Source organism: Aequorivita vladivostokensis (genome assembly GCF_000952855.1).
GTDB lineage: Bacteria > Bacteroidota > Bacteroidia > Flavobacteriales > Flavobacteriaceae > Aequorivita > Aequorivita vladivostokensis.
This window is the reverse complement of the sequence record NZ_JSVU01000001.1, coordinates 531,124-550,479: the sequence shown is the minus strand read 5'-3', so window position 1 is coordinate 550,479 and position 19,356 is coordinate 531,124. Positions and strand designations below refer to the sequence as shown.

Below are 19,356 nucleotides of genomic sequence, written 5' to 3'. Positions count from 1 at the left end.
ATTTTTTAACATTTCCAACTAATCTTAGGTTAAAATATCCTTAAATCATCGGCAGTACGGCCTATTTCCCAAAAATAAAAAAACCCCGCTAGTTGCGAGGTTTTTCAAAGCTTGTACTACGTTTAAATTTTGAACGCATTTTGTTGCGGAAAATAGGCAACTTCGCCCAATTGCTCTTCAATTCGCAGCAATTGATTGTACTTTGCCATTCTATCACTTCGCGAAGCGGAACCTGTCTTTATCTGGCCACAGTTTAGGGCGACCGCCAAATCGGCAATGGTGTTGTCCTCTGTTTCGCCGCTTCGGTGGCTCATTACGGAAGTATAACCGGCATTATGCGCCATATTTACGGCGGCGATGGTTTCGGTGAGTGTTCCTATTTGGTTCACTTTTATAAGAATGGAATTGGCTATTTTTTCTGAAATACCTTTTGAAAGCCTTTCCACGTTTGTTACAAAAAGATCGTCACCCACCAATTGCACTTTATCGCCGATTTTTTCAGTCAAATATTTCCAGCCTTCCCAATCGTTTTCGTCCATGCCGTCCTCGATTGAAATGATGGGATATATTTCACACAATTCAGCCAAATAATCGGCCTGTTCCTTTGAAGTGCGTACTTTTCCCTTTTCGCCTTCAAATTTTGTGTAGTCGTATTTCTTCTTCACATAAAATTCCGCGGCAGCGCAATCCAGGGCAATCATTACATCGTCGCCCAATTTGTAACCAGCTTTTTTGGTAGCTTTTGCGATGGTGTCCAAAGCATCCTCCGTTCCGTCCAAAGTGGGCGCAAATCCGCCTTCGTCGCCAACCGCCGTACTTAATCCGCGGTCGTGCAATACCTTTTTAAGGTTGTGGAAAATTTCGGAACCCATTTGCATGGCATGGGTAAAGTTTTTCGCCTTTACGGGCATCACCATAAACTCTTGAAATGCGATGGGCGCATCGCTGTGCGAACCACCGTTTATAATGTTCATCATAGGCACGGGAAGCGTTTTGGCACTCACCCCGCCCACGTAGCGGTACAACGGCATTCCCAATTCGGCAGCGGCGGCCTTTGCAGCAGCCAAGGAAACACCAAGAATGGCATTGGCACCGAGTTTTGATTTATTCTTTGTGCCGTCCAAATCGATCATAGTTTTATCGATCAACTCCTGTTCAAAAACAGAAATGCCCAAAAGCGTTCCGGCAATTTTGCCGTGAACGTTTTCAACGGCCTTCAACACACCTTTGCCCATATAAGCCTTTCCTCCGTCGCGAAGCTCCACGGCTTCGTGCTCACCTGTCGAAGCTCCCGAAGGAACGGCGGCACGGCCTATAAAACCGTTTTCGGTGATTACGTCCACTTCGATTGTCGGGTTTCCTCTGGAATCAAAAATTTGTCTGGCGTTGATGTCGATGATGATGCTCATTGGTAAAAGTTAATAGTTATTGGTTAATAGTTAATTGTAAAGACCCCAAAGGTTTCAAAACCCTTTGGGGTCTGGAAAATTTTAAGCGGTTTGTAGTTTATGTTTTTCAATACTTTCAATGAATTCATCAAAAAGATAAGAAGCATCGTGCGGCCCAGGACTTGCCTCAGGATGATATTGAACTGAGAAAGCGGGTTTGTTTTTCAATTTAATTCCAGCCGCGGTGTGGTCGTTCAAGTGTAGGTGGGTTATTTCAATATTTGGATTGGCTTCGGCCTCTTCCCTATTGATGGCGAAACCGTGGTTTTGCGAGGTAATTTCGCCCTTGCCGGTAATCAAATTCATCACGGGATGATTGATTCCGCGGTGGCCGTTGTGCATTTTATAGGTTGAAACCCCGTTTGCCAGCGCCAGCATTTGGTGGCCCAAACAGATGCCGAACATAGGCTGTTCCTTGTCCAAAATAGTTTTTACCACTTCTATTGCACTGTGCAGCGGCTCTGGATCACCGGGCCCGTTTGAGATGAAATATCCATCGGGATTGAAGGCTTCCATTTCAGAAAAAGTTGCATTGTACGGGAAGACTTTTATATAGCAATCGCGTTCGGCGAGCCTGCGCAGGATGTTCTTTTTAATTCCCAAATCCAAAGCGGAGATTTTGTATTTCGCGTTCTCGTTTCCGAAGAAATAGGGTTCCTTGGTGGAAACTTTTGAAGCTAGTTCCAAACCGTTCATATCGGGTACGGCCGCCAACTGTTTCTTCAAACCTTCAATATTGTCAACTTCCGTGGAAATAACGGCGTTCATCGCGCCATTGTCGCGAATGTAGCTTACCAGGGCACGGGTGTCCACATCGCTTATGGCAAGCAGGTTGTTTCTATTTAAAAATTCTTCCAAGGAGTCATCAGCCGCGGGGCGCGAATAATGGTAGCTGAAATTGCGCACCACAAGACCTGCTATTTTTATGCCTTCAGATTCTACTTCGTCTTTATTGGTGCCGTAGTTCCCGATGTGGGCGTTTGTGGCAACCATAATTTGCCCGAAATAGGAAGGGTCCGTAAAAATTTCTTGGTAACCCGTCATTCCGGTGTTGAAACAAACTTCGCCAAAGGCAGAGCCTTCTTTACCACCAACTGCTTTTCCGTAGAAAATGGTTCCGTCTGCCAATAAAATAAGTGCTTTTTTTCGTGTTTGGTATTTCATGCTATTGTTTCTGTGGATACTATTGAATCTGTGGTTTCTTTTGTTTTAAATGTTGTGTTTCAAACTTCTAAATTTCCAATTCGCAAAATCTTTGCAAAAATAGTATAAAAAAAAGGGATAAACGAAAACGCTTATCCCTTTGTTATTTATTGAATTGGTATTCATTCTATTCCTCTTCCTTTTTAGCTTCTTTCTCGGCTTTTGCTGGTGCGGCTTTCGCAGCAGGAGCAGCAGCGGCTGAAGATCCGCTTCCACGACGACTTCTACGTGTAGATTTCTTCTTGGTAGCTTTGCCGGCATTGTAAAGTTCGTTGAAATCAACAAGCTCTATCATTGCCATATCAGCGTTATCACCTAGACGGTTACCCAATTTAATGATTCGGGTGTATCCTCCCGGACGGTCACCAACTTTTGGCGCAACAGTTCTGAAAAGTTCTGCAACCGCATCTTTTTGACGCAATTTTGCAAATACCAAACGACGGTTGTGCGTGGTGTCTTCTTTAGACTTTGTTACCAATGGTTCAACGAACTGCTTCAACGCTTTTGCTTTTGCAACAGTAGTGTTGATGCGTTTATGCTCCACAAGTGAGCAAGCCATATTGGCCAACATAGAGTGTCTGTGGGCGGTTTTTCTACCTAAGTGATTTATTTTTTTTCCGTGTCTCATGACGTTTTTGTTATCATCATCTTGCTACAAGACCCGCCGGACGGGGAGCAAATTATGATGGGTTAAATTTTTATAGATATGAGATTTGAGACGTGAGATTTGAGACTATAAATCTTAGGTCTCACGTCTAAAATCTCAAGTCTGTTCTAGTCTTTATCTAATTTATATTTTGCAAGATCCATCCCGAAGTTTAGGCCTTTCACGTTTACAAGCTCTTCTAGCTCTGTAAGCGATTTTTTACCGAAGTTTCTGAATTTCATCAAGTCATTTTTGTTGTAAGATACTAGGTCGCCCAAGGTATCAACTTCTGCAGCTTTCAAACAGTTTAGCGCACGAACCGAAAGGTCCATATCTACCAATTTTGTTTTAAGCAACTGACGCATGTGAAGGGATTCTTCATCATAAGTTTCAGTTTGTGCAATCTCATCTGCCTCCAAGGTTATACGCTCATCGCTGAACAGCATAAAGTGGTGGATCAGGGTTTTTGCAGCTTCAGTCAAAGCATCTTTTGGGTGAATTGATCCATCTGTAATGATTTCGAAAACCAATTTTTCATAATCGGTCTTTTGCTCTACACGGAAGTTTTCAATACTGTACTTCACATTTTTAATAGGAGTGTAGATAGAATCAGTAAAGATGGTGCCCAATGGTGCATTCGCTTTTTTGTTTTCTTCAGCTGGAACATAACCACGACCTTTCTCGATGGTAATCTCGAAGTTAAGGTTTACTTTCTTGTCCATATTGCAAAGAACCAAATCTGGGTTCAATACTTGGAAACCTGAAATGAACTTTTGGAAATCACCTGCCTTTAACTGCTCGCTTCCGGAAACAGAGATGGTAACGGTTTCGTTGTCTATCTCGTCTATCTGTCTTTTGAAACGAACTTGTTTCAGGTTCAAAATAATTTCGGTAACGTCTTCCACTACTCCTGCGATGGTTGAAAATTCGTGATCCACACCTTCGATGCGAACCGAAGTGATGGCGAATCCTTCCAATGAGGAAAGTAAAACGCGTCTTAATGCGTTACCAACGGTAAGTCCGTACCCTGGTTCCAAAGGACGAAATTCAAATTTCCCTTCGAAATCGGTAGAGTTTACCATTATAACTTTATCAGGCTTCTGAAAACTAAATACTGCCATTTTTTTCTTCGTTTTAATTGTTATTTGGTTGCGCGGTTTAAAAGTTTGAAGAACACTATAAACCCTTTGGCCAAATACCAATATGATTATTTTATTATTTAGAATATAATTCGACGATAAACTGCTCGTTGATGTTTTCTGGAATTTGGATACGCTCAGGAACGGAAACGAAAGTTCCTTCCTTCTTGTCGTTATTCCAAGTAATCCATTCGTAAACATGATTTGCATTTGCCAACGAATCGTTGATTGCGCTAAGAGATTTTGATTTCTCTCTAACGGCCACTACATCACCCGGCTTTAATTGGTATGATGGAATGTTTACTTTTTCACCGTTAACGGTGATATGGCGGTGCGTAACCAATTGTCTTGCACCGGCACGGCTTGGGGAAATCCCCATACGGTAAACCACATTGTCTAAACGTGATTCTGCCAATTGTAGCAACACTTGACCTGTAATGCCAGGAGCAGCAGTTGCTTTTTTAAACATATTTCTGAATTGACGCTCCAAAATACCATAGGTGTATTTTGCCTTTTGCTTTTCAGCAAGTTGGATTGCGTATTCAGATTTTTTCCCACGGCGACGTGCGTTACCGTGTTGCCCAGGAGGGTAGTTTCTTTTTTCGAAAGACTTATCGTCGCCGAAGATTGCTTCCCCGAACTTACGGGCTATTTTAGTTTTTGGACCAGTATATCTTGCCATTTCTAATTTAAGGTTATGAAGGAAAACTAAATTAAGGTCTTTATTGTGGAGGCAGAATACATCCTGCCTTTATTATCCTTTAGCTTTTGGTCCCTTCAGATTGATACTTGTTATTGATTATTATCTATTATTATTTTTTATTGTTATTGTCTATTATTTCGCCAGATAAGCAGGCATAATAAAAAATAAATAATAACAATAAATAATATTTATACTCTTCTTCTTTTTGGAGGACGGCATCCGTTGTGCGGCATTGGAGTAACGTCAATTATTTCAGTTACTTCAATTCCTGCGTTGTGGATGGAACGTATTGCAGATTCTCTACCGTTTCCTGGCCCTTTTACATAAACTTTCACTTTACGCAAACCGGCGTCGTGTGCAACTTTTGCGCAATCTTCTGATGCCAACTGAGCTGCATAAGGAGTGTTTTTCTTAGACCCACGGAAGCCCATTTTACCGGCCGAGGACCAAGAGATAACATCTCCATTCTTATTTGTCAAGGAAACGATAATGTTGTTGAAGGAAGCATTGATGTGCGCTTCGCCCACCGATTCCACATTAACTTTACGTTTCTTAACTGCTTTTGTAGTTTTTTGACTTGTCTTTGCCATAACTCTAGGTTTTATTTAGTTGCCTTTTTCTTGTTAGCAACAGTTTTACGTTTTCCTTTTCTTGTACGCGAGTTATTCTTAGTACGTTGTCCTCTTAGTGGAAGACCCGATCTGTGACGAATACCTCTGTAACAGCCAATATCCATTAAGCGTTTAATGCTCAATTGAACTTCACTACGTAATTCACCTTCGATTTTGAAAGACGACACAGCGTCACGAATAGCCCCGATTTCATCATCGTTCCATTCGCTTACTTTTTTGTCTTCGTCAACTCCGGCTTTGTTCAGAATATCTTGGGCACGGCTCTTACCGATTCCGAAGATATACGTTAACGCGATTACACCCCTTTTGTGCTTCGGGATATCTACACCTGCGATTCTTGCCATAACTTATCCTTGTCTTTGTTTGAACTTTGGGTTCTTTTTGTTAATTACATATAATCTGCCTTTTCTGCGAACAATCTTGCAGTCGGCACTTCTCTTCTTTACGGATGCTCTTACTTTCATCTCTTCTTTGTTTATTTATTGTTCAATGAACCGTGAGGTCCGTTGTATTAATATCTGTATGTTATTCTTGCTTTCGTTAAATCGTATGGGCTCATTTCCAGTTTCACTTTATCACCTGGCAATAATTTTATATAGTGCATTCGCATTTTACCAGAAATATGTGCGGTTACAATGTGACCGTTTTCCAGTTCCACACGGAACATTGCGTTTGATAGTGCTTCCACTATACTTCCATCTTGTTCTATTGCGCTTTGTTTTGCCATAATTATGCTACTGCTTTTCTATTTTTGCCGCTTTTCATCAAACCATCGTAATGGCGGTTCAATAAGTACGAGTTTACTTGTTGCATGGTATCGATAGCTACACCTACCATAATTAGGAGTGATGTACCACCGTAGAATAATGCCCAACCTTGCTGTATGCCCATCAACTTAACTACGAAGGCGGGGAAAATCGCAATCAGCGCTAAAAAGATAGAACCTGGTAAGGTTATTTGAGACATAATTCGATCTAAATATTCAGCGGTTTGTGAACCTGGTTTAATTCCAGGAATGAAACCTCCACTACGTTTAAGGTCGTCAGCCATTTTATTGGTTGGAACCGTAATAGCAGTATAGAAATATGTGAATATAATAATCAACACTGCGAATACCAAGTTGTACCAAAATCCAAAGATATCACTGAACGTTGCTTGGATGCTTTGTGAAAAATCACTTTCAGAAAGACTAGCTACCGCAGAGGGCACAAACATAATTGCCTGGGCAAAAATGATTGGCATTACCCCAGAAGCGTTCAACTTCAATGGAATAAATTGTCGTGCTCCAAAAATGTTCTTTTCGAAACCGCCCGTTGCAGTTCTTCTGGCGTATTGTACCGGAATCTTTCGTACTGCCATCACTAACATTACAGATAGCAAGATGATAACAAACCAGATAACCAATTCAATTAGGATCATAATCAACCCTCCGTTTGACTCCATTACTCTGGAAACAAATTCCTGAGCGAATGCCTGTGGAAGATTAGCAATAATACCTACCATAATTAATATAGAGATACCGTTACCTATACCTTTATCGGTAATTTTTTCACCAAGCCACATTGCAAAGATTGTTCCAGTAACCAAGATGATTACCGAGGAAACATAGAACATTACGCTCTGGCCCATTACAAAAGCTTCAGCCGGAACCCCCATTGCTGGAAGACCTGCCAAATAACTTGGAGCCTGCACCAAACAGATACCGATAGTTAACCACCGTGTAATCTGATTAATCTTTTTACGGCCACTTTCACCTTCCTTCTGTAATTTTTGAAGATAAGGCACGGCAATCTGCATTAATTGTACAACAATAGAAGCAGAAATGTATGGCATAATTCCCAATGCAAAAACAGAAGCGTTGGCAAAAGCCCCTCCTGTAAATGCGTTCAGCAATCCGCCAATACCGCCTGAATCAAACTTACCTGCAAACTGCGCAAGCATATCTGCATCAATACCCGGCAGTACTACCTGTGCCCCAAAACGGTACACTAATAGCATTCCCAGGGTTAGAATGATGCGGTTACGCAACTCTTCTATTTTCCAAACATTTTTTAAGGTGTCGATAAATTTCATCCTTAGCTGTTGTTACAATGTTACTACTTCGCCTCCGGCCGCTTCGATAGCTTCTTTTGCCGAGGCAGTAAACTTGTGCGCAGATACTTTCAGTTTTGCCTTTATCTCTCCTCTTCCTAAAATCTTAACCATTTCGTTCTTTCCGGCAAGACCCAAACCAACTAAGGTTTCAAAGTCAACGGCATCATTTATTTTCTTGTCTTCAACCAGCTGCTGAAGAGTATCTATATTGATTCCCTTATATTCTTTACGGTTGATGTTTGTAAAACCAAACTTAGGAACACGACGTTGTAGGGGCATCTGTCCACCTTCAAATCCAATTTTCTTGGAATAACCTGAACGTGATTTTGCTCCTTTGTGTCCGCGGGTGGCAGTACCACCTTTTCCGGAACCTTGTCCGCGACCTACTCGCTTGCCTTTGTTTTTCGCCGATCCTGCGGCGGGTTGTAAGTTACTTAAATCCATTTTTTCGTGTTTCCTTATTTGGTTTCAACAGAAACCAAGTGATTAACTTTATTGATCATACCAAGAATGTTTGGCGTATCTTCATGCTCAACCGTTTGGTTCATCTTGTGAAGCCCTAACGATTCCATGATTCTCTTTTGGTTTTTTGGGCGCTTTATAACGCTCTTTACCTTTGTTACTTTAATTTTTGCCATTGCTCTGATATTTATCCTTTGAATACTTTTTCAAGTGAAATTCCTCTTTGGTCAGCTACAGTTTGTGCACTTCGCATTTGCAAAAGAGCGTCAAACGTTGCCTTTACCACGTTGTGTGGGTTAGAAGATCCTTGTGATTTTGACAATACATCGTGAACCCCTACTGCTTCCAATACGGCACGTACGGCACCACCGGCAATTACTCCGGTACCAGGCGCAGCTGGAAGAAGGTTAACGCGGGCTCCGCCGTATTTTCCCTTTTGTTCGTGCGGAAGTGTCACTTTGTTAAGTGGAATACGAACCAAGTTTTTCTTGGCATCCTCAATAGCTTTTGCTATCGCGCTAGCTACATCCTTGGATTTTCCAAGACCGTGGCCCACCACTCCTTTTTCGTCACCAACAACTACAATAGCTGAAAATCCGAAGGCACGACCACCTTTGGTCACCTTGGTTACACGTTGTACACCTACCAAACGGTCTTTCAATTCAAGACCTCCTGGCTTTACTAATTCTACGTTTTTATAATCTTGATACATAATGCTACTTAGAATTTAAGGCCACCTTCGCGTGCACCTTCAGCTAATGATTTTACTCTTCCGTGGTATAGGTAACCGCCTCTGTCAAAAGCGATGGTTTCAACACCTGCTTTAACAGCTTTTTCTGCGATTGCTTTTCCTACCAATTTTGCTGCTTCAACTTTGTTTACGTTTGAAGCGTCAATGTCTTTATCTCTTGAAGATGCAGCGGTAATGGTCTTTCCATTTACATCGTCAATAATTTGAGCGTATATTTCTTTGTTGCTGCGGAAAACAGCCAAACGTGGGCGACTTTCGGTCCCCTCAACCGTTTTTCTGATTCGCATGCGCAAGCGCTCTCTTCTTTCGTACTTTGATAATGCCATAACTCTATTTGTTATGCAGATTTACCTGCTTTTCTTCTTAATTGTTCACCTACAAACTTGATACCTTTTCCTTTGTAAGGCTCTGGTTTACGGAAGCCGCGGATCTTTGCAGCTACCTGTCCTACCAATTGCTTGTCGTGAGAAGTTAGTTTTACGATTGGGTTTTTACCTTTATCTGATACAGTTTCCACTTTCACCTCTGGCGCGATGTCCAAAATGATATTATGTGAAAATCCTAAGGCCAAATCCAATTTTTGCCCTTGGTTGCTGGCGCGGTAACCTACACCTACCAATTCCAGTTCCTTGGTCCATCCTTTGCTAACACCTTCAATCATGTTATTGATCAATGATCTGTAAAGACCGTGCTTTGCAGTGTGGTCTTTAGAATCTGAAGGGCGCTCTACCAATACGTTTCCGTCTTCTACTTTCACGGTTAGATCAGAATCAAACTCCTGAGTTAACTCGCCTAATTTTCCTTTTACGGTAATTACGTTGTCTTTTACATCAACTGTAACTCCTTGTGGGATTTCTACCGGGTTTTTACCTATTCTTGACATTTCTTTGTCTATTTTTTAGTAAACGTAACACAATACTTCACCACCTACATTCTGTGCTTTTGCTTGTTTGCCTGTCATAACTCCTGAAGAAGTTGAAACAATGGCAATACCAAGACCGTTAAGCACGCGAGGAAGTTCTGTTGAACCTGCGTATTTACGTAAACCGGGTTTACTTATTCTTTGAATTTTCTTGATTACCGATTCTTTGGTAAGCTTGTCGTATTTCAACGCAATTTTGATGATACCCTGTGGGGTACTTTCGTCATCAAATTTGTAGCTTAAAATGTAACCTTGGTCAAAAAGGATTTTTGTAATCTCCTTTTTAAGATTTGAAGCAGGAATCTCTACAACGCGATGTCCGGCTTTCGCAGCATTTCTAACTCGTGTTAGATAATCTGAAATTGGATCTGTATTCATTTATTTGAATTTGCGGAAGTGGTTTTCAGACTCCCGAACCATCGGGACTGAACCTTCAACCAGTTTATACTTTTCTTTTGAACAGAAACCTGTTCTTACCAAGATGCTTTGCGCACTCCTGGAATTAACCCTGAATTTGCCATTTCACGGAACAATACACGTGAAATTCCAAAAGTTCTCATATACCCTCTTGGTCTTCCTGTTAATTTGCAACGGTTGTGCAAACGAACCGGTGAGGCATTTTTTGGTAGTTTCTGAAGGCCTTCCCAATCACCAGCCTCTTTCAAAGCTTTGCGTTTGGCGGCATACTTTTTTACCATCTTTTGTCTCTTAACCTCGCGGGCCTTCATTGATTCTTTAGCCATCTCTTAGTTCTTTTTAAAGGGTAATCCCAATTCTTGTAATAATGATTTCGCTTCTTTATCGGTGGTGGCGGAAGTGATAAACGTAATGTTCATCCCTTCAATTTTCTTCACTTTATCGATATCGATTTCCGGGAAGATAATTTGCTCGGTGATTCCCAAAGAGTAGTTTCCTCTTCCGTCAAAACCAGTTGCCTTAATTCCGTTAAAGTCACGTACCCTAGGCAAAGCCGAGGTAACCAATCTATCCAAAAACTCGTACATACGCTCTCCGCGCAACGTAACTTTCACACCAATTGGCATACCTTTACGAAGTTTGAAGTTTGCAACGTCTTTTTTGGACATAGTAGCTACTGCTTTTTGCCCGGTTATCTTTGTAAACTCATCAACCGAATAGTCAATAAGTTTCTTGTCAGCTACTGCTGCACCCACGCCGCGGGAAACAACAATACGCTCCAATTTTGGTACCTGCATGACGTTTTTGTAACCAAATTCGTCAGTAAGTGCATTGATCACTCTGCTTTTGTACTCTTCTTTAAGTCTTGGTGAATATGCCATAACTATATTGCTTGATTCGATTGTTTTGAAAATCGTACTTTTTTACCATTCTCCATTTTGTAACCTACGCGTGTGGCTTTTCCAGATTTTGGATCTACCAAGGAAAGGTTTGAAATATGGATGGGAGCTTCTTTTTTTGCAATTCCACCTTGCGGGTTTTTTGCACTTGGCTTCTCGTGTTTTGAAACCATGTTCACTCCTTCTACGATTGCTTTGTTTTTGTCAAGGAATATTTTCATTACTTTACCTTCAGAACCCTTGTGGTCCCCGGCAGTAACTACTACTGTATCGCCTGATTTTATTTTAAGCTTTGTCATTTTAGTTTTCATATTAAAGCACCTCGGGTGCCAATGATACTATTTTCATAAATTGCTTGTCGCGAAGTTCTCTTGCTACCGGACCGAAAACACGTGTTCCTCTCATTTCACCCTGTGGGTTTAAAAGCACACAAGCGTTGTCATCGAAACGGATGTAAGAACCGTCAGGTCTTCTAATTTCCTTAACAGTACGTACTACTACGGCTGTAGAAACTGCTCCTTTCTTAATGTTTCCATTCGGAGTTGCTTCCTTAACGGAAACTACAATTTTATCACCGATAGAAGCATACCTTCTTTTTGTTCCGCCCAATACGCGGATGCAAAGTACTTCCTTGGCACCGGTATTATCTGCGACTTTAAGTCTTGATTCTTGTTGTAACATAATTACTTCGCTCTTTCAATTATTTCTACTAATCTCCAACATTTGGTTTTGCTTAAAGGACGTGTTTCCATAATCCTTACTGTATCACCTTCGTTGCAGTTGTTTGTCTCGTCGTGGGCCACGTATTTCTTCGTTTTCAACACGAACTTTCCGTACATAGGGTGTTTTACTTTTTTCACCTCTGCAACTACAATGGATTTGTCCATTTTGTTGCTGGTTACTACACCTATACGTTCTTTTCTTAAGTTTCTTTTAATTTCTTCCATCTTTCAGCTGTACAATTATTGCACTTCTCTATTAGTTAGTTCCGTCGCTATTCTTGCTATCACCCTTCTCTGGGATCTTAGTTGAATTGGATTTTCCAACGGGGAAATGGTGTGAGCCATTTTAAGGTCTGTATAAGCCTTTCTAGATTCAGCGTATGCTTCCTGAAGTTCTGCCGTTGATGCTTTCTTAATTTCTGATTGTTTCATCTTTCAAAAAATTATGCTTGGAAATCCCGAGACATTACAAATTTAGTTTTTACCGGAAGCTTTTGTGCTGCAAGGCGCAATGCTTCTTTTGCTGTTTCAACTGGAACACCGGATACCTCGAAAAGCATTCTTCCCGGTTTAACCACAGCTGCATAATATTCCACAGCACCTTTACCTTTACCCATACGTACTTCAAGCGGTTTTTTGGTAATTGGCTTATCTGGAAAAATCATGATCCAGATAGAACCTTCCCTTTTCATAAAACGGGTAGCGGCGATACGTGCAGCTTCTATTTGTCTTGCTGTAAGAAATTCTGATTCCAACGATTTTATACCGAAGGTTCCGTATGCTAGCTGGTTGCCACGACCGGCATCGCCCTTCATACGGCCTTTCATTTGTTTACGGTACTTTGTTCTTTTAGGTTGTAACATTTTCTTCTATTTAAAAAATTACTTTCTGCGACGTGCTTTGTTGCCACCGCGTCCTGCTGGAGCTCCTTTACCACCACTCTTTTTGCCGGTCGATAGACCAACTAATGGGGAAAGTTCCCGCTTTCCATATACTTCGCCTTTCATAATCCATACTTTAACACCCAATCTACCGTAGGTAGTGTGTGCCTCAACTAAAGCGTAGTCAATATCGGCTCTAAAAGTTGATAATGGGATACGACCTTCTTTGTACGATTCTGAACGTGCCATTTCAGCGCCGTTCAAACGTCCTGAGATTTGCACCTTAATACCTTCAGCGTTCATCCGCATTGTTGCCGCGATTGCCATTTTTATGGCACGACGGTATGAAATACGGCTTTCAATCTGGCGTGCGATACTCGCAGCTACCAAATATGCATCAAGCTCCGGTCTTTTGATCTCGTGAATGTTGATCTGTACCTCTTTATCTGTAATTTTCTTAAGCTCTTCTTTTAGCTTGTCTACTTCCTGGCCACCTTTACCGATAATGATACCGGGACGGGCAGTGGTTATAGTAACGGTTACAAGCTTAAGCGTACGCTCAATAATTACTCTACTCACACTAGCTTTGCTTAAACGAGCGTGGATGTATTTCCTGATCTTGTCGTCTTCGGCAAGTTTATCGCCGTAGTCGTTGCCTCCGTACCAGTTGGATTCCCAACCTCTAATGATACCTAAGCGATTCCCGATTGGATTTGTCTTCTGTCCCATTTAATTACTTGCTTTGTGTGTTATCGTTTGCTGCCAATACCAGTGTTACGTGGTTGGAGCGTTTTCTAATTCTGTGTGCGCGGCCTTGTGGTGCTGGACGAAGTCTCTTCAACATCGTGCCACCGTCCACACGGATTTCCTTAACAAAAAGATCTGCATCTTCTATTGAAGCGTCCTCGTTCTTTTGTTGCCAGTTGTTGATGGCAGACAAAAGTAGTTTCTCCAGTTTGCGTGAAGATTCCTTTGAACTGAACCTCAAAATATTAAGTGCTTTGTCTATTTTCTCACCACGAACCAAGTCTGCCATTAAGCGCATTTTTCTTGGTGAAGTGGGGCAATTGTTCAATTTAGCAAAGTATTGTGTCTTCTTTGCTTCCTTAATTGCTTCTGCTCTTTCTCTTTTACGAACTCCCATGGCCTATTATTTTTTACCTTTGTTTTTAGCACCTGAATGACCACGGAATGATCTTGTAGGTGAAAATTCTCCTAGTTTATGCCCAACCATGTTTTCTGTTACATACACAGGAACAAATTGGCGCCCGTTGTGCACAGCGATGGTCTGGCCAACAAAATCTGGAGTAATCATAGAAGCACGTGACCAAGTTTTGATTACGGTCTTCTTATTGTCCTCAACGTTTTGTTGAACTTTCTTGTCTAGTTTATAATGAACGAACGGTCCTTTTTTTAACGATCTTGCCATAACTTATTTCTTTCTTCGTTCTAAGATATATTTATTACTTGCTTTCGTTTTAGTACGGGTTCTATACCCTTTTGCAGGGATACCTTTTCTAGAACGTGGATGACCTCCGGAAGCGCGGCCCTCACCACCACCCATTGGGTGATCCACAGGGTTCATCACTACTGGTCTTGTACGTGGTCTTCTACCCAACCATCTGCTTCTACCGGCTTTACCAGATACCAATAATTGGTGGTCACTGTTAGAAACGGCACCAATGGTAGCCATACAGTTTACTAATATCAATCGGGTTTCACCTGAAGGAAGTTTTACGGTAGCATATTTTCCATCACGGGCCATAAGCTGTGCGAAAGCACCAGCGCTACGCGCCATAATAGCTCCCTGACCGGGACGAAGCTCGATGCAGGAAATAATAGTACCTAATGGAATAGCTGAAAGCGGCATTGCGTTTCCAATCTCTGGAGCAACTGCTTCACCGGAAAGGATGTTCTGCCCAACTTGTAGTCCGTTCTGTGCAATTACATATCGCTTTTCACCATCTTGATAGTTCAAAAGTGCGATAAACGCAGTACGGTTTGGATCGTATTGAATACTTGCAACGGTGGCAGGAATTCCCGCCTTGTCGCGTTTAAAATCGATAATTCGATATTTCTTCTTATGACCACCACCTATGTAGCGCATGGTCATTTTTCCTTGACTGTTTCTACCACCAGATCTTTTGTTCGGAGCAAGTAACGACTTCTCCGGCTTATCGGTTGTAATGGCGTCAAAACCATTAACAACCCTAAAACGCTGACCTGGGGTGATTGGTTTTAATTTTCTTACTGACATTTGTGTCTTTTTAAATCTAAGTTTCCTTAGATGTTACTGTAAAAATCTATTGTATCACCTTCCGCCACCTGTACGATTGCTTTTTTGTAAGCGTTCGTTTTACCAGTTTGGACACCTGTTTTTGTATAACGGGTCTTCCTATCAGGGCGGACATTCATTGTGCGAACTTTTTCAACAGAAACTCCGTAAGCAGCTTCCACCGCTTTCTTGATTTCTACCTTATTCGCCTTTGGGTTCACTACAAAGCCAAAAACGTTTTTGTCTTCAGCATCTTTGGTGGCTTTTTCCGTAATTATAGGTTTAATTAAGATGTTCATCTTGTTTCTATTTACTTAAGTTTGTTTCAATTCCTTCCAAAGAACCTTCAAATAGCACTAAACTATTTGCATTCATAATTTTGTAAGTACTTAATTGTGAGTTAGTTATAACCTCAGTACCTTTCAAATTGCGAGAGGACAAATATACATTATTATTTAAGTCTCCCAACACAAATAAAGATTTTTTGTCATTAAGCCCTAAACTGTTCAAAACCGCGGTAAAATTCTTGGTTTTTGGAGCGTCAAAATTTAGGTCTTCTATTACAACAATAGCTTTATCGTTCGCCTTCATCGATAGGGCAGATTTACGTGCCAAACGCTTCAGGTTCTTGTTCAATTTGAAGGAGTAGTTACGCGGACGAGGCCCGAACATTCTACCACCACCTTTAAATACACCAGACTTGATGCTACCCGCACGGGCAGTACCAGTTCCTTTTTGCTTCTTGATCTTTCTGGTAGAACCAGCAATCTCAGCACGTTCCTTTGCTTTGTGAGTACCTTGACGTTGGTTGGCAAGATATTGTTTCACATCAAGATAAACCGCGTGATTGTTAGGCTCTATTCCGAACACATCTGCAGAAAGTTCAACTTTCCGGCCTGTGTCTTTTCCGTTTATGTCTAATACAGCTACCTTCATTATTTCTCGATCATTACATAAGCGTTTTTATGGCCGGGAACTGCTCCCTTTACCACAAGTAGATTCTTTTCTGGAACTACTTTCAAAACTCTTAAATTTTCAACTTTTACTCTTTCGTTGCCCATTTGGCCCGCCATGCGCATTCCCTTGAATACTCTCGCAGGATATGATGCGGCCCCAATGGAACCAGGCGCGCGCAAACGGTTGTGCTGACCGTGTGTGGACTGCCCAACACCGCCAAAACCATGACGCTTTACAACCCCTTGGAACCCTTTACCTTTTGATGTACCCGCGATATCCACGAATTCACCCTCGATAAAATGCTCCACAGTAATGGTGTCGCCCAATTTGTAATTTTCTTCAAATCCCTTGAATTCGGCGACTTTGCGTTTTGCAACGGTTCCTGCTTTTTTGGCGTGCCCTTCGGCAGCTTTAGTTACAGTCTTCTTGTCATCGAAACCAAGTTGAAGAGCTTCGTACCCGTCAACCTCTTTGGTTCTGACTTGGGTAACAACACAGGGTCCTGCTTCAATAACGGTACACGGAATGTTCTTTCCGTTCTCGTCAAAGATGCTGGTCATCCCTATCTTTCTTCCAATTAACCCAGACATATTTAATTATTTATTAATTATTACTTATTTAAATTTCTATTCAAAAAAACAGGGTCAAAATAAATTCAACCCTGAATGTTATTTTGTTTCCGTTTTTCCCCAACCATCGTTGAGGACATTTTTATGTTTTGTAGGCGCGCGATTAATCGCGTGCCTACAAAAAACTATACTTTAATCTCTACCTCAACACCACTTGGAAGCTCCAATTTCATAAGAGCGTCAATGGTTTTTGAAGAAGAACTGTAGATATCCAAAAGTCTTTTGTATGAACTTAATTGGAATTGCTCTCTACTTTTCTTGTTCACGTGTGGAGAACGTAATACTGTAAAGATTTTTTTGTGTGTTGGTAAAGGAATTGGCCCTGTAACTACAGCTCCGGTACTCTTTACGGTCTTAACGATTTTTTCAGCAGATTTGTCCACCAAATTGTGATCGTAAGATTTTAGTTTTATTCTTATTTTTTGACTCATTGCTGAAATTATTAAACGTTAGCGGTTCCTCTTGCTGCTGCTATTACACTTTCTGAAATGTTAGAAGGTGTTTCAGCATAATGTGAAAATTCCATAGTTGAAGTTGCACGGCCTGAAGACAAAGTTCTTAATGTGGTTACATAACCGAACATTTCAGAAAGTGGCACTTCAGCCTTGATGACTTTGGCTCCCGCACGATCGCTCATGTTACTTATAGTACCACGACGACGGTTAAGGTCACCAACTATATCACCCATGTTTTCTTCAGGTGTAAGCACCTCAAGCTTCATTATAGGCTCAAGAATAACGGCACCAGCCTTTTTGGCAACCTCCTTGAAACCAATTTTTGCAGCCAATTCAAAAGACAAGGCATCAGAATCCACAGGGTGGAAAGATCCGTCCTTTAAAGTAACCTTCATACTATCCACCTCAAATCCTGCAAGCGGACCGTTGACCATGGCTTGTTTGAAACCTTTTTCAACTGCTGGGATAAATTCTTTTGGAACGTTACCACCTTTTACGGCATTTATGAATTCCAAACCAACTTTTCCTTCTTCAGCAGGCTCAAGTGTGAATACAATATCAGCAAATTTACCACGCCCACCGGATTGTTTCTTATAAACCTCTCTATGATCGGCAACTTTTGTGATAGCTTCTTTGTACTCAACCTGCGGCTGACCTTGGTTTACTTCTACCTTAAATTCGCGACGCAGACGGTCAACGATAATATCTAAGTGAAGCTCGCCCATTCCGGAAATGATTGTTTGTCCAGAAGCTTCGTCTGTACGCACTTGGAATGTTGGATCTTCTTCGGCCAGTTTTGACAATGCCATACCCAGTTTATCAACATCTACCTTTGTTTTAGGCTCAACCGCGATACCGATTACGGGATCAGGGAAATTCATACTCTCTAAAACAATGGGGTGTTTCTCATCAGACATGGTATCACCAGTCTTGATATCCTTAAATCCTACTGCTGCCCCAATATCACCCGCCTCGATGAAATCGATCGCGTTTTGTTTGTTGGAGTGCATTTGGTAGATACGTGAAATACGCTCTTTCTTCCCTGAACGATTGTTCAAGATATAAGAACCCGCATCCAGACGACCAGAATAAACACGGAAGAAAGCCAAACGACCAACGAATGGGTCAGTAGCAATCTTAAATGCCAATGCCGAAAATGGTGCAGTAACATCAGGTTTGCGAATTTCTTCTTTTTCTGTTTCTGGATTAACACCAATTATACCTTCCTTATCGGTAGGCGCTGGCAAGTAACGACATACAGCATCCAAAAGAAACTGTACTCCTTTATTTTTAAAGGAAGAACCACAAACCATTGGAATGATAGACATATCCATTACGGCAGCACGAAGCGCAGCGTGGATTTCATCTTCAGTAATGGATTCTTCGTCCTCCATGTATTTTTCAAGCAAGTTTTCATCGTAAGCGGCAACTTCTTCAATAAGTTTACCTCGCAATACTTTTGCTTCTGCCTTTAATTCCTCAGGAATCTCAACAACATCAAATGTAGAACCGAAGGATTCATCGTGCCAAATTACCGCGCGATTCTTTACCAAATCCACGATTCCTTTAAAATCTGCTTCGTCACCGATGTTCAAAACGATAGGCACCGCATTGGAACCCAACATATCTTTCACTTGTTGACACACAGCCATAAAGTTGGCGCCGGAACGGTCCATTTTGTTCACGAAACCTATACGTGGCACTTTATAGTTGTCAGCAAGTCTCCAGTTAGTTTCAGATTGTGGCTCAACACCATCAACTGCACTAAATAGGAAAACCAATCCGTCAAGAACTCTTAGCGAACGGTTAACCTCCACGGTAAAATCTACGTGTCCGGGAGTATCAATAATATTAAAGTTGTATTCCTTGGTCTCAGGAAGCACTTCTGCGTTTTCCATTGGGAACTTCCAAGTACAGGTAGTAGCTGCTGAAGTAATGGTAATACCACGCTCCTGCTCTTGCTCCATCCAGTCCATGGTAGCGGCCCCATCGTGAACCTCCCCAAGTTTATGGCTTACCCCCGTGTAAAAAAGGATACGCTCTGTAGTTGTGGTCTTACCGGCATCAATATGCGCGGCAATTCCGATATTTCTTGTGTATTTTAAATCTCTTTGTGCCATT

At 41.5% G+C, this 19,356-nt stretch carries 32 protein-coding genes; all 32 read right to left on the bottom strand.

Annotated elements, in window-relative coordinates; genetic code table 11:
* Positions 1-122: 122 nt before the first annotated feature.
* Positions 123-1,409, bottom strand: a complete 1,287-nt coding sequence (gene eno, locus MB09_RS02545; RefSeq protein ID WP_045079262.1) for a phosphopyruvate hydratase — start codon at positions 1,407-1,409, stop codon at positions 123-125.
* Between the two features lie 81 nt (positions 1,410-1,490).
* Positions 1,491-2,612, bottom strand: coding sequence for a glutamine-hydrolyzing carbamoyl-phosphate synthase small subunit (carA, locus tag MB09_RS02540; RefSeq protein ID WP_045079261.1), 1,122 nt, complete (start codon positions 2,610-2,612; stop codon positions 1,491-1,493).
* Between the two features lie 166 nt (positions 2,613-2,778).
* On the bottom strand, positions 2,779-3,279 hold the full coding sequence (gene rplQ / locus MB09_RS02535; protein WP_045079260.1) for a 50S ribosomal protein L17: 501 nt from the start codon (positions 3,277-3,279) through the stop codon (positions 2,779-2,781).
* 146 nt (positions 3,280-3,425) lie between these two features.
* Complete coding sequence (locus tag MB09_RS02530; protein WP_045079359.1) at positions 3,426-4,418, bottom strand: DNA-directed RNA polymerase subunit alpha; 993 nt, start codon at positions 4,416-4,418, stop codon at positions 3,426-3,428.
* A gap of 94 nt (positions 4,419-4,512) precedes the next feature.
* Positions 4,513-5,118, bottom strand: coding sequence for a 30S ribosomal protein S4 (gene rpsD, locus MB09_RS02525; protein WP_045079259.1), 606 nt, complete (start codon positions 5,116-5,118; stop codon positions 4,513-4,515).
* A gap of 209 nt (positions 5,119-5,327) precedes the next feature.
* Positions 5,328-5,729 carry a 30S ribosomal protein S11 gene (rpsK, locus tag MB09_RS02520; RefSeq protein ID WP_045079258.1) on the bottom strand — a complete coding sequence of 134 codons (402 nt, stop codon included), beginning with the start codon at positions 5,727-5,729 and terminating at the stop codon, positions 5,328-5,330.
* Between the two features lie 11 nt (positions 5,730-5,740).
* Positions 5,741-6,115, bottom strand: a complete 375-nt coding sequence (gene rpsM / locus MB09_RS02515; protein ID WP_045079257.1) for a 30S ribosomal protein S13 — start codon at positions 6,113-6,115, stop codon at positions 5,741-5,743.
* A gap of 3 nt (positions 6,116-6,118) precedes the next feature.
* Entirely contained in the window at positions 6,119-6,235 is a 117-nt protein-coding gene (gene ykgO / locus MB09_RS15675) for a type B 50S ribosomal protein L36 (protein WP_009779203.1), read from the bottom strand.
* Positions 6,236-6,282: 47 nt separating this feature from the next.
* Positions 6,283-6,498 carry a translation initiation factor IF-1 gene (gene infA, locus MB09_RS02510; RefSeq protein ID WP_026452613.1) on the bottom strand — a complete coding sequence of 72 codons (216 nt, stop codon included), beginning with the start codon at positions 6,496-6,498 and terminating at the stop codon, positions 6,283-6,285.
* 2 nt (positions 6,499-6,500) lie between these two features.
* A complete protein-coding gene (gene secY, locus MB09_RS02505) occupies positions 6,501-7,844 on the bottom strand; it encodes a preprotein translocase subunit SecY (RefSeq protein WP_045079256.1) in 1,344 nt (447 codons plus the stop codon).
* A gap of 12 nt (positions 7,845-7,856) precedes the next feature.
* Complete coding sequence (gene rplO / locus MB09_RS02500) at positions 7,857-8,309, bottom strand: 50S ribosomal protein L15 (protein WP_045079255.1); 453 nt, start codon at positions 8,307-8,309, stop codon at positions 7,857-7,859.
* A 14-nt stretch (positions 8,310-8,323) separates the two neighbouring features.
* Complete coding sequence (gene rpmD / locus MB09_RS02495) at positions 8,324-8,503, bottom strand: 50S ribosomal protein L30 (RefSeq protein WP_045079254.1); 180 nt, start codon at positions 8,501-8,503, stop codon at positions 8,324-8,326.
* Between the two features lie 11 nt (positions 8,504-8,514).
* A complete protein-coding gene (rpsE, locus tag MB09_RS02490; RefSeq protein WP_045079253.1) occupies positions 8,515-9,039 on the bottom strand; it encodes a 30S ribosomal protein S5 in 525 nt (174 codons plus the stop codon).
* Positions 9,040-9,047: 8 nt separating this feature from the next.
* Entirely contained in the window at positions 9,048-9,404 is a 357-nt protein-coding gene (gene rplR / locus MB09_RS02485) for a 50S ribosomal protein L18 (protein WP_045079252.1), read from the bottom strand.
* A gap of 11 nt (positions 9,405-9,415) precedes the next feature.
* Entirely contained in the window at positions 9,416-9,961 is a 546-nt protein-coding gene (rplF, locus tag MB09_RS02480) for a 50S ribosomal protein L6 (RefSeq protein WP_045079251.1), read from the bottom strand.
* Positions 9,962-9,976: 15 nt separating this feature from the next.
* Positions 9,977-10,378, bottom strand: coding sequence for a 30S ribosomal protein S8 (gene rpsH / locus MB09_RS02475; RefSeq protein WP_045079250.1), 402 nt, complete (start codon positions 10,376-10,378; stop codon positions 9,977-9,979).
* A 95-nt stretch (positions 10,379-10,473) separates the two neighbouring features.
* Positions 10,474-10,743 carry a 30S ribosomal protein S14 gene (rpsN, locus tag MB09_RS02470; protein WP_045079249.1) on the bottom strand — a complete coding sequence of 90 codons (270 nt, stop codon included), beginning with the start codon at positions 10,741-10,743 and terminating at the stop codon, positions 10,474-10,476.
* A gap of 3 nt (positions 10,744-10,746) precedes the next feature.
* Positions 10,747-11,298, bottom strand: coding sequence for a 50S ribosomal protein L5 (rplE, locus tag MB09_RS02465; RefSeq protein ID WP_045079248.1), 552 nt, complete (start codon positions 11,296-11,298; stop codon positions 10,747-10,749).
* 2 nt (positions 11,299-11,300) lie between these two features.
* The gene (gene rplX / locus MB09_RS02460) at positions 11,301-11,615 is read right to left on the bottom strand and encodes a 50S ribosomal protein L24 (protein ID WP_045079358.1); all 315 of its coding nucleotides are present in this window, start codon (positions 11,613-11,615) and stop codon (positions 11,301-11,303) included.
* Positions 11,616-11,628: 13 nt separating this feature from the next.
* Positions 11,629-11,997 (bottom strand): 50S ribosomal protein L14, encoded by a 369-nt coding sequence (rplN, locus tag MB09_RS02455; RefSeq protein WP_045079247.1) that lies wholly within the window; start codon positions 11,995-11,997, stop codon positions 11,629-11,631.
* Positions 11,998-11,999: 2 nt separating this feature from the next.
* Entirely contained in the window at positions 12,000-12,263 is a 264-nt protein-coding gene (gene rpsQ, locus MB09_RS02450; RefSeq protein ID WP_045079246.1) for a 30S ribosomal protein S17, read from the bottom strand.
* 15 nt (positions 12,264-12,278) lie between these two features.
* Positions 12,279-12,470: a 50S ribosomal protein L29 gene (gene rpmC, locus MB09_RS02445; protein ID WP_045079245.1), complete on the bottom strand. Its 192-nt coding sequence runs from the start codon at positions 12,468-12,470 to the stop codon at positions 12,279-12,281.
* An 11-nt stretch (positions 12,471-12,481) separates the two neighbouring features.
* Positions 12,482-12,901: a 50S ribosomal protein L16 gene (gene rplP / locus MB09_RS02440; RefSeq protein WP_045079244.1), complete on the bottom strand. Its 420-nt coding sequence runs from the start codon at positions 12,899-12,901 to the stop codon at positions 12,482-12,484.
* Positions 12,902-12,919: 18 nt separating this feature from the next.
* Complete coding sequence (rpsC, locus tag MB09_RS02435; RefSeq protein ID WP_045079243.1) at positions 12,920-13,648, bottom strand: 30S ribosomal protein S3; 729 nt, start codon at positions 13,646-13,648, stop codon at positions 12,920-12,922.
* Positions 13,649-13,652: 4 nt separating this feature from the next.
* Positions 13,653-14,063 carry a 50S ribosomal protein L22 gene (gene rplV / locus MB09_RS02430; protein ID WP_045079242.1) on the bottom strand — a complete coding sequence of 137 codons (411 nt, stop codon included), beginning with the start codon at positions 14,061-14,063 and terminating at the stop codon, positions 13,653-13,655.
* Positions 14,064-14,069: 6 nt separating this feature from the next.
* The gene (rpsS, locus tag MB09_RS02425; RefSeq protein ID WP_045079241.1) at positions 14,070-14,348 is read right to left on the bottom strand and encodes a 30S ribosomal protein S19; all 279 of its coding nucleotides are present in this window, start codon (positions 14,346-14,348) and stop codon (positions 14,070-14,072) included.
* Between the two features lie 3 nt (positions 14,349-14,351).
* Positions 14,352-15,176 (bottom strand): 50S ribosomal protein L2, encoded by an 825-nt coding sequence (gene rplB / locus MB09_RS02420; protein WP_045079240.1) that lies wholly within the window; start codon positions 15,174-15,176, stop codon positions 14,352-14,354.
* 26 nt (positions 15,177-15,202) lie between these two features.
* Positions 15,203-15,493, bottom strand: coding sequence for a 50S ribosomal protein L23 (gene rplW, locus MB09_RS02415; RefSeq protein ID WP_045079239.1), 291 nt, complete (start codon positions 15,491-15,493; stop codon positions 15,203-15,205).
* A 7-nt stretch (positions 15,494-15,500) separates the two neighbouring features.
* Positions 15,501-16,130, bottom strand: coding sequence for a 50S ribosomal protein L4 (gene rplD / locus MB09_RS02410; protein WP_045079238.1), 630 nt, complete (start codon positions 16,128-16,130; stop codon positions 15,501-15,503).
* Complete coding sequence (rplC, locus tag MB09_RS02405) at positions 16,130-16,741, bottom strand: 50S ribosomal protein L3 (protein WP_045079237.1); 612 nt, start codon at positions 16,739-16,741, stop codon at positions 16,130-16,132. The genes rplD and rplC overlap by 1 nt, the downstream gene beginning before the upstream one ends.
* Before the next feature lie 164 nt (positions 16,742-16,905).
* Positions 16,906-17,211, bottom strand: coding sequence for a 30S ribosomal protein S10 (gene rpsJ / locus MB09_RS02400; protein ID WP_010181931.1), 306 nt, complete (start codon positions 17,209-17,211; stop codon positions 16,906-16,908).
* 11 nt (positions 17,212-17,222) lie between these two features.
* Positions 17,223-19,355: an elongation factor G gene (gene fusA / locus MB09_RS02395; protein ID WP_045079236.1), complete on the bottom strand. Its 2,133-nt coding sequence runs from the start codon at positions 19,353-19,355 to the stop codon at positions 17,223-17,225.
* Position 19,356: the final 1 nt, after the last annotated feature.